A 12,224-nucleotide genomic window follows, 5' to 3' on the forward strand; every position below is an offset into this window, starting at 1 on the left:
GCTTACCGCTACGGTGGTTTTTAGCTTAACACTAGACTTTTTATACAAACAGAGTGGGTAGCGCTTCGCTACACGCTACCCACTCTGTAGGGAGTCCTAAATAGGTATAACTGCCGCCTACTGCATCACAAGGTATTCAAATGCGGATAACGCCGCTTTACTACCCTCGCCCATTGCAATGTTAATTTGCTTAAATGGTACGGTAGTCACGTCGCCCGCAGCAAAGATACCTTTACGATCTGTTCGGCAAGCTTCATCAATTTCGATTTCACCAAAGCGATTCACATCGACAAACCCTTTAACAAACTCAGAGTTTGGCACCAGACCAATTTGCACGAATACTGCCGACAATTCTTGCTCTTTGGTTTCGCCACACGTGCGATCTTCATACACGATGGAGGTCACTTTACCATCCGCTGCTTTAATTTCTTTGGTCGCCGCTGAGGTAATGATGTTAATATTTTTAGTCTCTTTGGCTTTGTTAATCAATACTTGGTCCGCTTTTAAGCCATCCGCAAACTCAAATACCGTGACGTTTTTCACGATACCGGCTAAGTCTAACGCTGCTTCGATACCTGAGTTACCACCACCGATTACCGCGATGTCCTTACCTTTAAAGAATGGGCCATCACAGTGTGGGCAGTACGCCACACCGCTACCGATATTTTCTTCTTCACCAGGGACGTTCAGCTTACGCCACTGCGCACCCGTTGCGATGATGATACTGCGGGTCTCAAACTGCTCACCGGTATTAAGATGAATATTGTAGTTCTCATCTTCAGTTTCAGATAACTGCTTCACGCTGACGTGCTCTTTGATGTTAATGTCGTACTCTTTAAGGTGTTTTTCAAAGTTAGCTGACAGCTCGTTACCTGTGGTTAATGGTACAGAGATTAAGTTTTCAATTGCTTGAGTATCTTTCACCTGTCCACCGATACGGTCAGCAATAATAGTAACTTTTAAACCTTTACGCGCACTATAAATCGCTGATGCTACGCCTGCTGGACCACCACCAATAACGGTAACGTCTTGACGTTCTAACTGCTCTTGATCATCAGCACTCGCCGCATTCAATAAATCTGGGTATTCTGCTTGCAGTTTATCTATAATGCGAGCCGTATCCACTTTACCATTTAAGAAAGGTTTGCCATTTAAAAAGACAGCTGGCACACCTTGAATGTTGTTGGCTTCGACTTGCTCTTGGAATAAGCCGCCATCGATCATCTCATTACTGATACCGTCATTAAGCAGCGCAAACTGGTTCAATGCTTGCACCACATCAGGACAGTTGTGGCAAGATAATGAGACGTAAGTTTGGAACTGTAATGGCTGACCAATACGCTTCACCATTTTCTGAATGCTGTCATCAAGCTTTAACGTATGTCCACCGGCTTGCAGAATCGCTAAAATTAATGAGGTAAATTCATGTCCACCCGGAATACCGCTAAATACGATACCTGTCTCATTAGTTTTGCCACTTTCTTCAGAGATAATTTTAAAGCTGATTGGGCTAGGCAAGCGGTCATCTGTATTGCTCACATCAAAATTAATTTTATCCGTTGTGCCTGCAATTTGAGTTAGAAAGTCAACCAATTCGGCACGTTTTTCATGGTTGCTATCATCATTGGCACTACCAATGACAAAACTGATTGGACGAGTCATGTTGTCACTGTAACTTTTAACCGCATCTAATAAACTTTGGTCTAACATATTTAAATCCTCTTATAAGAATAATTTGATTATAAAAATGGTCATTTAACGCACTATATAATAGATAGCTTTATTATCGTAACTTCAACTGTAAACTACAATCTGAGAAACTCAAAGACTCAGTTTTATAAAACTGAACAATATTAATTTTTCATGATGTTTTATAAAACCATTAATTTGTTTTTATACTCCACTATTGATATAGCATTTAATCAGTACTTTTTATAGGGTTTCAATAACCTTATTATCTGATGTCACAAATTTAGTTCATTCAAGCATGGTCAATGTCACTAATTTTGGTTACAATTTGACTAGGAGATACTTTTCTCACTGGTCTAATAGGATTATGGCAGTCACTACTTTTTGCGCTAGACTCCTATGACACTTATTCAACTGAACCAATAAGGATACTGATATGTTCCACGAACACCGCGACCTAATTACTGAACTAAAACAATCAGATGCTCACTTTCAAAAGATGTTTGATGCGCATAATGAGCTTGATACAGAGATTGATAAACTAGAAAATGACGTGGTTAAATCAGTTAGCCGTGAAGATGAAATTGAAGAAATGAAACGCCGTAAGCTTGCGTTAAAAGACCAAATTGGTAAATACTTAGAAGAGAAAAGTAAATAACAATAAAAACACGTGGTTTAGCTATTGTTTTTTTGATGCAAAGAGCCTTATCATCTGATAAGGCTCTTTGGCATAGAAATATGCCAAACTAGGGCTAACAGAAACCATATGTTCTCAGGCGAACGCTTATTTAACAATCATTAAGAGTCATTTTGTGACCTTTGATAACAGTTACCTCCTTATTAGGTCATACTTATTACCCAATGATTTATGGTAAGATACGATCATATATATTAGCATCACTATCAAATCGCCATCTTCATTTCTGATACGCGACCGCTTTAATCCAGATTGCTAAATTGTATTTTATCCACACAATAATGAGACAAGCTAAAGTATGGCACTTCCATATTAGCTATTAACCATTAAGTTAGTCGTATACGAACAGACATTAAGAGTGTACCCCTAAGTTTACATCACACTTATATTATTTAAATTAATCTAATAAAAAAGAAACGGTATTCTATGACCTGGAACGATCCAAACGCACAACAAGAAGCACAGAATTATGACAACCCCATTCCAAGCCGTCTGCTTATCTTACAGACCTTGGTTGATAAGGGCGAGTTGACCCATAAACAATTAGCCGAAAGTTTTGGTATCAACGATACCGACCAATTTGATGCACTAGGCAACCGACTAAAGGCCATGACCCGCGATGGTCAAATAAATCGTGACGGCAATCCCGTCAAATATCGTGTAGTAACTAAGCAAGATGTTGTTTCTGGAACAGTATCAGCACATGCTAAAGGCTTTGGTTTTGTGGTGCTAGATGACATGCCAGATTTGTTTTTACATGAAAAACAAATGCGCTGGGTATTCAATGGTGATGTTGTCGATGCCATAGCAACTTCAACAGATCATCGTGGTCGTACCGAAGGTCGTATTCTCGAGGTAACTGAGCGCTCACAAGCACAGTTTATTGGCAGACTTGAAAAAGACGATGAGGGGTTTACCGTTACTCTGTCCAGCCCCAATAACCATCAGCCTATTACGGTTACTGAGGAGAATGTCGCGGCTTTAAAAGCAAAACCTGGCGTGCCTGTTAAGGTTGACATTATTGACTGGCCTAATCAGCACGAATTTGCTACGGGCAAAATTGTTGAAGTCATGGATGATGAAAATGATCGCGAAGTTATCATTGAAACGACCCTACTTAACTATGATATTCCGCACGAATTTAGTAGCAAAGTATTAAAGCAGGCCAACAGTTACTCCGAGCCTTCTGAAAAAGAGATAAAAGGTCGCAAAGATATTCGTCACTTACCCATGGTCACTATCGATGGGGAGGATTCACGAGACTTTGACGATGCCGTGTATGCTGAGAAGCGCTCTGGTGGCAACTACCGTGTGGTCGTCGCCATTGCTGATGTTAGCCACTATGTGACCCCAAATTCTGCGCTTGATCATGAAGCCTTTGAACGTGGCACATCGGTTTATTTCCCACATCATGTGGTGCCTATGCTGCCAGAAGTATTGTCTAATGGACTGTGCTCACTAAACCCAGGGGTTGACCGCTTATGTATGGTAGCGGATATTAAGCTGTCTCGTGCTGGTAATGTGACGGGGTATGAGTTCTACCCTTCTGTAATGCACTCACAAGCCCGTTTGACTTACAATCAAGTAAACGCATATTTTGATAATGAGTTACAAAATGTGCCTGACTCATTAACCGGTAATAAAGACGTTAAAAAATCTATTGACATCATGCATCAGCTATATAAAGTACTGGTTCAAAAGCGTGAACAGCGTCATGCAATGGAATTTGAAACGCCTGAAACTTATATTAAATTTAATGAAGAGGGTGGCATAGACGCAATTGTTCCCCGTACTCGTGGCGACTCCCATAAGTTAATCGAAGAGCTTATGTTACTGGCTAATACATCAGCAGCAAACTTCGCATTAAAAAATGAACTGCCGGTATTGTATCGTAACCACGATAAACCAAGTGATGAAAAATCACGAGTAGTCCATGAATATGCCAAAAACTTTGGCATTGGGTTCCCAGAAGAAAGCCCTACTCAAGCGGACTATAAACGTATTATCGAAGCAACCAAAGAACGTCCAGATGCGGTAAGTATTCACAGTATGCTATTGCGCTCTATGATGCAGGCCAACTATGCGCCTGATAATATTGGTCACTTTGGCCTTGCCTACGATGAATATTCTCACTTTACCTCACCCATTCGTCGTTATCCTGACCTCATGTTGCATCGTGCAATTAAAGCAAAAGTCACTGGCGCGAAGCAGCCAAATATGGACTTCTCGTTAGAAGAAGCCGGTCAACAAACCTCAGACACCGAGCGCCGTGCCGAAAAAGCCTCTCGCTTTGTTGAAGGCTGGCTCAAATGTCATTACATGAAAGATCATGTGGGCGATGAGTTTGACGGCGTTGTTACCACGGTAACCAGTTTTGGACTGTTTATTACCCTGACTGATTTGTTTATTGATGGCCTTGTACATATCTCTAATGTTGGCCAAGACTACTTCGTCTATGATGAAAAGCAACAGCAGCTCATTGGTAAAGATAAAGGCAACTTATTTGGCTTAGGCGATCTTGTGCGCGTTAAGGTCGCTGGTGTGAATATGGACTTATTGCAAATTGACTTTGAGCTAGTGGCTAAGATTAAAGCAAGTGCTATGAATCAAAGTAAGAAAACCTCTTCTAAACCCACTACTAAGGCCGCTACCAAAGAGGGTGGCGACAAGAAGCCCTCACGCCGTCGTAGTTCACGCAGTAGAGGCAAGAGTAAGCCAAAAACCGACAATTAGTAGTAGGTTAAATGGTTGAATGGTAAATGCTCAGAAGGTTTGGCACTGCTCATTTAATTTTTCGGTAGACTATAAGAGTTGTACGGGAAACTGTGCAACTCTTTTTTATCCTCATACAATGCCTTTTTTAGTGTGAATTTTGTTTAAATAGCTCGAAAACGCCGGAAGAATAACCCAATACAAACACTTTGTGCTTTATTAAAGATTAAAGCATTGACAATTTTGGAATAAAAAGCGTAACAGTTTATAGGCTATTAAGCTTTTTACACTCTACTAATACCCTGTTAGTTAGACTATACTGGCCTTGCTTTACAAACCTGTGCTTAGCGTAACATCTATTGACTAAAGTTAACGGTATAGGTCTATCGTGTCTGATAGAGTTATTAAAGATAGTTTGAAGGTAATGGAATAAATAACTTTCATACTATCTAAGCGTGTATACGACTAAATTTAATAGCTTAATTAGCGTGATAAATAATAAGGATATAATTATGACAGTTGCAAAAAATATTGAAGTAAGCAGTACGTCAACGGAAAGCTTTGAAGATGCTATCCAAAAGGGTGTGGCTCAAGTTTCAAAAACCGTTAAAAATGTACAGGGTGCCTGGGTTAAAGAGCAGAAAGTAGGTATTAGTGATGGTAATATCAGTACTTTTCATGTTGTTATGATTGTTAGCTTCGTCATCGATGATAATGTATAACTGATGCAGTTAATCAGCCTTTTATAATCATTCAATAGCTGATTGAATCAGTAGAAAAGTACATAGTAAACCGCAGCCTTTGTCTGCGGTTTTATTTTTTGTAGATAGCCTCTTTAAAATAGTTAAAGAGCTTTAAAATCGATACAAGCTAACCAAGTAAAGGTATGACACTTGTAAGCTAACCGAGGCTAACACGGTACCAATTTACAAGGTAAACGACTATAGCTTGTTGTTTAACTTAATAGCTTATAAATAATTAAATAGCTTATTGTGCATAAATTTTATGATTAAATACCTTATGGCTTAACGCCTACAAACTGTACCACAGCACTTAATCCTCTGTGGCCTTTACCTTCGTCGATCTCACGCTGTATTTCTTGACCGACCACCATCTGTAAATCCTTAAGCTCATTTTTTAATTTTTCTAACGACATAAACTTGTCAATTTGGTCAGCTGATGGCCCTCCTACACCTTCTGACTTGAGCTGTTCTGGCGTATAGGCTTCTAATATAAAAACACCCTCTGACTTTAATGCCTTACTAACTCTGGTATGCAAGCCTTGGCGTAGTACCTCTGGCATGTGCGCCCAAATAGACACGATCCCATCCCATTTATCCTTACCCAAATCATACTCCGCAAGATCTGCCACTTGAGTGGTAATGCTGACGCCTCTTTCACTGGCCAGTTTTTGCGCCTTATCAAGCCCGACTTGTGATAAGTCGATTGCCATTACCTCAAATCCTCGTACAGCAAGAAAGACGGCATTTCTACCTTCCCCTTCTGCCATGCAAAGTACACGCCCATGTGCAGGTATGCGCTTGTATTGTTCAATCAAAAAATCATTAGCCTTAGTACCATAAACATATTCTTCTTTACTATATCTATCATCCCACATTATTATTCGCCCCTATAGAATAGAACCTTATTGATTTTTAATGACTATATTTACGATGTTGAGTCAAACAGCATAATTAACATAGCATGATAAGAGTGATAAGAGATAGTCTGTCATGAACAATAGGAACTATATAGAATTGACATATGTCACTGGTAGTTACCATTTTTAGGCACTGCTTTAATTAAGTGCCGGAGAAGAGTCTCTAATTTAGTCCTTTTAAATGGATATTTTTCAATCTAGTAGCGTCAAAAAGAGTCTTATCGTTTACTCTAACGTCGCTATCAATAGTTCTAATATATCAAATCTATACAACCTTTAATCAATCAAGGGTAATTTCTGCACTAATTGGTAAATGATCCGATAGTTCAGACCATGGTTTACCTTTATGTACCCATGCCCGTTTGACAGTCAAGTTACGTACATAGATACGATCTAAGGATAGCATAGGGATGCGGGCGGGAAATGTGGGTAATAATTTATTATGTATCTCCAAAAAAGCTTCTGTCATATTCAACTCATTTGCCATTTTTTTGCATGAGTTTTTTTTCCAATCGTTAAAATCACCGGCAAATATGAGGGGTTGATTTTGATTAATTGTTTCATTTACATATTTTGTGATCGCATCATATTGCTTCTCCCTACCACCTTCTAAAAGATTAAGATGAGCACACAATACCACAATAGGCACCTCCCATCCCGCAGGCAAGATTTCACAATGTAACACCCCCCGTTTTTCTAGATTATTTACCGTAATATTGACGTTATGCTTTGGATCTAAAGGATGACGGCTTAAAACGGCATTACCATGATGGCCATTATTATATTCAGAGTTTTTACCATAACTGTGCTCACAGTCCAAAAACTCACCAAACCATTCATGTTGCGATTGATCAGGGTACTCATTGTACTTAACCATTCGCTTTAGATTTTGCCCTTGCACCTCCTGCAAACAGAGTATGTCAGGGTTAATATCTTTTAATGCCATGCCAATTCTTTTAGTCACCACTTGACGATTAAGCGGTGACATGCCTTTATGTATATTGTAGGTAGTCACAGTAATACTATTTATTTTTGTCATTCTATGCGCACTTAATTAATAGAGGTATAGTCATAGGTAACTAAATGAGATACAAGGCAACCGAGCGCAAGTACTACTCTAGTAGGCTTAGTGAGGTTAACGCTGTAGCTCTTTAGTTTGCCTGCGACTATAATTGATTGGTTATCGCAATAAACCTATGCATAAGAAATTATAGGACAATTATATTACAATAAAAAACACTGGTACCGTTACCAGTGTTTTTATAACATCAGCGAGTGAGAAAGATACCATTTGACCCGCATGCAGGTATTTTAAAAGGATGCTCGTCTCAAGTTTTATCGCTAAATTTTAAAGGCTAATTTTTTAAAGGCTAATTAGTAGCGAGTAACTAGCGCCACGGGCTGGTCTTGACCCATAATATCTTCCGGTAGGAAAACAACTTCACCACCATTGTGAATAACCAACTCAATAATTTCGCCCACCGCATCATCGCTAACACCTTTTACGGCTGGATCATCTGCTAACTCAAGCGTTTGAGCTTTTGAATCAATCTTAGCGGGCTGAATATATCCTTGACGCACGTATAACGTCTCGCCCGCTCCTTGGAATGCCGATTGATACACGTCTTGTAAATCCGTACGAACCAAATCAGCACCTCTAGCCTGTTCAATCCGCCCTAGTGCTTCTTTATGAAGATTGGCACGATATTCTTCAATAGCCTCCTGCACCCCATCAATAATATGTTGGGCGGAGCCAGTTTCTAAATCAGAGATATTATCGACAGTAGCAATAATATTTTCAGGACGATCACACACGTCTTTGTAGAAGCTAATATTACGAGCGTCACCAACGATTACCAAAGGCATCTTATGATCACCCCAAAGTTCTTGTACACTCTTGTCTACCCGATTTAAAAACTCCTTTAAATAGTTGTCTTCATTGGAAGCATTAGAGCGGGCCGCACCACTAGAGGTATGCAAGGTCGTATTTTCAATTGGGAAAGGGATGTTTTGCATATGGTTTTGAGCATCATCATTTTTATCAAATTCAAGCACAACGCGGTTATTTGATGCTTCAATTAAACGAGCGTGTTCACGGGTAATGACGACCGCATAAAAATGAACAGCACTGGCCATATCACGAATTAAGTCACGGGTTGCAAAGTGCGTATCGACTATAACACGTTCGTCTGTATCAAGTGGCATACGTATGACTTGTACATCGTCTTCGTGCGCAAAAATCGCTAAAGTATCTAAGTTATAGTTATGGTCTAACTCATCCGTTTTTTCATGAATTTTATCTAATATTGCAGTAGCAGTGCGCTTATCGTATTCATTGGTAATACGCTCCTCCGCCACTTTTAATTGATTTTTTAACGCAATGTGATCCTGCTCATTGGCAGGATGTTCACGGTGCGTTTTAACAAAAATACTGACCGCTGGCTTAGCAGTTACGTCACGTAGACTTTTAAGTGTTGCCTTCATAGAAAATCTCCTATTGAGTAATGTAATGAGAGTTTATGATTTAATCTGAGTTAATGATTATTTGTCACTTTAATTAGATTATTTTTATAAATTTGCGGTTATAAGATCAGATTCAGTATTGACTAAACTACTTTGCGTTGTAGTTATTAATATTTATTGCTATTCATTTAGGCATTTTCTAATTTTTAAGCTTATCAAGCTAGCTCTATGCCAACTAGATAAGCTTTGTAAATAACTTTGAACCCCTATCTGTTCTTGTTCTGATTATGTAACCCTTGTATTCTAAAGATAGTGACTCAATAAATATAAGTAACCAAAATTATTATTTCTATAAAACTAATTGTTACAATTTCTGTGGAACGAACTATGCAAAACAATCAAATCATTTCCAATAGCGATGCTAGTCTTCATCTTGTCGACTTCTCAAAAGCCTCACCTGATGCGCTTAATACCAAAGTGCGTGATGCCATTGATAAAGGCAATCAGTTTTTGGATACCCTTGAAGAGCATGATAAAAGCATGGGTAATGCGTCGTTAACAGCTAAGCAAGCGTTAGCCGACGTTGGCCATTTTGAACATATCAACCTAGATTTAGACCGAAACTGGGGGATCGTCTCGCATCTTAACAGTGTTATGAGTAATGATGACATTCGCCACGTCCATCATGAGCTACTGCCTCTTATTTCAGCCTATAGCACTCGAGTCGGTCAGCACAAGCCGCTGTTTAAACGTTATCAACTCATTAAAGATGACCCTGATTTTTTTGAGACCTTAAACCCAGCACGCCAGCGCGCAACTCAGCTCGCTATTCAAAGTTTTGAGCTGTCAGGCGTTGCCCTGCCTGTGCAAAAACAAGACCTCTATGCAAATATTCAAAGCAAACTATCCACCTTATCTGCAAAGTTCTCAGACAATATTTTAGATGCTACCCAAGCTTTTACTCTACCCTTAACAGAGTCTCAACTGGCGGGGATTACTGAAACAGGACTAGCAATGTTGGCATCGGCTGGGGAGCAGTACAAAACCAAACTAAACGGCAACTTGCCTACGCCTTATTATGTGGCAACGCTTGATATCCCTGTATATTTGGCAGTCATGACTCATGCCGATGATCGCAAGTTACGTGAAACACTATACAAAGCATATGTAACCCGTGCCTCTGAATTTGACCGTCATAAAAACAGTAAAGATGAATCGTTAGACAATAGTAAAGTAATGGCAGAAATATTGGCTTTGCGGGCTCAAAAAGCAGAATTGCTTGGCTTTGAAAACTACGCTGACATGTCATTATCTAAAAAAATGGCCGATAGTGTGCCTGAAGTAGAAGCCTTCTTACGAGATCTAGCAGCTAAAGCCAAGCCTGTAGCAACGCAAGACTTTAAACAACTACAACAGGAAGCCAGTAAACATGGCATTGACGCTGATGACGTGCAACCTTGGGATACCGCCTATTTAGCTGAAAAAGTAAAACAGGCTAAATTTAAACTATCGCAAGAAGAGATCCGCCCTTATTTTCCCCTGCCTAAAGTTATCGATGGACTGTTTACCATTGTAAATAAACTATTTGCTATTAAAGCAGTCGAAAAAACAGGTACCGTATCTGTGTGGCACGATGATGTGCGTTTCTATCAGCTATTCGATGCAGATGACAGCTTAATAGGTGGTTTCTATTTTGACTTGTATGCCCGTCAAGGCAAACGTGGCGGTGCATGGATGAGTGGCTTCCAACCTCGCTACAAATCCAATAGCAGCTTAACTAGCAATTCAGCTTCTACAACAGAGGCGTACAGCCAACTCCCTGTCTGTTTTATGGTAGGTAACTTTACCCCTGCACACGCCGATAAACCGAGCTTATTGACCCATAACGAAGTTCTGACGCTATTCCATGAATTTGGACATGGTCTCCATCACCTGCTCACTCAAGTTGACATTAGCGATGTGGCAGGGGTTAATGGTGTAGAGTGGGATGCAGTAGAGTTACCCAGCCAGTTTTTAGAGAATTGGGCATGGAACCCTGAAGGCATTAACCTAGTCAGTGCGCATGTTGACACTGGCGAGCCCTTACCAAAAGACAAACTAGACGCCCTACTCGCTGCCAAGAACTTCCAAAGCGGTATGCAGACGCTTCGCCAAATTGAGTTCGCCCTATTTGATTTATTGCTACACGCTCAAAACCCAGCACCAGACTATCACGGTATTTTAGCTACCCTTGATAGGGTTCGTGATGATGTCGCCATTACTGAGACCCCAGATTACAACCGCTTTGCTAATGGCTTTAGCCACATCTTTGCGGGCGGCTATGCAGCGGGATACTACTCATACAAGTGGGCTGAGCTATTGTCTGCCGATGCGTTTAGTAAGTTTGAAGAAGAAGGCATATTCAATGCGCAAACAGGTAAAGCTTTCCGTGATAATATTCTGTCAGTAGGTGGCAGTTTACCAGCCAAAACCAATTTTGAAGCCTTCCGTGGGCGTACAGCAAGCATCGATGCCCTACTCCGCCACAGTGGCTTTGATACTGCTGATAGCGAGGTGGCATAACATGCGCTACGAATCAAAACGACCCAGACGCCAGTTTTTAGCGGGCGTTAAGTGTCCAAAATGTGATGAGATGGATGCGGTGGTTCAGGTTCGACTCTTTGAGCCTGAAGAGGATGAATACATTGAGTGTACCAAATGCGGGCACAGCGAGCGTCGCCCTGACCCTGAAGATATCAAAGAGAAAAATGCTTTAGCCAATGATGCGATGAGCACGGGTACGCAGGGTACGGTTAAGTTTTTTAAGTAAGGTTTATTATTATATTTGAACGTATATGATATGGATTATCATTTTTGTATACGCTCTACAAAGTGTAAACGGAATCTAAGAGTTTACCTTTTTATTATTTATGTTAAATACTGCTTCATAATACAACTAAGAACTATTAGATATTAAGAGACCATTATTTTTAATGGTCTCTTTTTCTTTTTAGGCTATACCAT

9 protein-coding genes are annotated in these 12,224 nt (G+C 40.1%); 5 read left to right on the plus strand and 4 right to left on the minus strand.

Annotation, left to right across the window (positions count from 1 at the left end; all coding sequences use genetic code 11):
- Positions 1–117: 117 nt before the first annotated feature.
- Positions 118–1,710, minus strand: a complete 1,593-nt coding sequence (gene ahpF / locus AC2SLN_RS10150) for an alkyl hydroperoxide reductase subunit F (protein WP_486549163.1) — start codon at positions 1,708–1,710, stop codon at positions 118–120.
- A gap of 415 nt (positions 1,711–2,125) precedes the next feature.
- Between ahpF and AC2SLN_RS10155 the strand changes: the two genes are divergently transcribed.
- From AC2SLN_RS10155 to AC2SLN_RS10165, 3 genes are all read left to right on the plus strand, one after another.
- Entirely contained in the window at positions 2,126–2,347 is a 222-nt protein-coding gene (locus AC2SLN_RS10155) for an HP1242/YdcH family protein (protein WP_486530331.1), read from the plus strand.
- 465 nt (positions 2,348–2,812) lie between these two features.
- Positions 2,813–5,119, plus strand: coding sequence for a ribonuclease R (gene rnr / locus AC2SLN_RS10160; protein WP_486549164.1), 2,307 nt, complete (start codon positions 2,813–2,815; stop codon positions 5,117–5,119).
- A 491-nt stretch (positions 5,120–5,610) separates the two neighbouring features.
- Positions 5,611–5,820 (plus strand): dodecin family protein, encoded by a 210-nt coding sequence (locus AC2SLN_RS10165; RefSeq protein ID WP_486549165.1) that lies wholly within the window; start codon positions 5,611–5,613, stop codon positions 5,818–5,820.
- Between the two features lie 296 nt (positions 5,821–6,116).
- Here AC2SLN_RS10165 and AC2SLN_RS10170 read toward each other — a convergent pair whose 3' ends face one another.
- The 3 genes from AC2SLN_RS10170 to AC2SLN_RS10180 all read right to left on the minus strand — a co-directional run bounded on the left by AC2SLN_RS10170 (position 6,117) and on the right by AC2SLN_RS10180 (position 9,242).
- Positions 6,117–6,716 (minus strand): class I SAM-dependent methyltransferase, encoded by a 600-nt coding sequence (locus AC2SLN_RS10170; protein WP_486549166.1) that lies wholly within the window; start codon positions 6,714–6,716, stop codon positions 6,117–6,119.
- 322 nt (positions 6,717–7,038) lie between these two features.
- Complete coding sequence (locus tag AC2SLN_RS10175) at positions 7,039–7,797, minus strand: endonuclease/exonuclease/phosphatase family protein (protein ID WP_486549167.1); 759 nt, start codon at positions 7,795–7,797, stop codon at positions 7,039–7,041.
- A 335-nt stretch (positions 7,798–8,132) separates the two neighbouring features.
- The gene (locus AC2SLN_RS10180; protein WP_486549168.1) at positions 8,133–9,242 is read right to left on the minus strand and encodes an AOC03_06830 family ribosome hibernation factor; all 1,110 of its coding nucleotides are present in this window, start codon (positions 9,240–9,242) and stop codon (positions 8,133–8,135) included.
- A 366-nt stretch (positions 9,243–9,608) separates the two neighbouring features.
- On the opposite strand from AC2SLN_RS10180, the gene AC2SLN_RS10185 reads away from it, so the two are divergent.
- Both AC2SLN_RS10185 and AC2SLN_RS10190 read left to right on the plus strand, forming a co-directional pair.
- Positions 9,609–11,783 carry a M3 family metallopeptidase gene (locus AC2SLN_RS10185; RefSeq protein WP_486549169.1) on the plus strand — a complete coding sequence of 725 codons (2,175 nt, stop codon included), beginning with the start codon at positions 9,609–9,611 and terminating at the stop codon, positions 11,781–11,783.
- 1 nt (position 11,784) lies between these two features.
- Positions 11,785–12,030: a YheV family putative metal-binding protein gene (locus AC2SLN_RS10190; RefSeq protein ID WP_486549170.1), complete on the plus strand. Its 246-nt coding sequence runs from the start codon at positions 11,785–11,787 to the stop codon at positions 12,028–12,030.
- Positions 12,031–12,224: the final 194 nt, after the last annotated feature.

This window comes from Psychrobacter sp. CX90, from assembly GCF_057396305.2.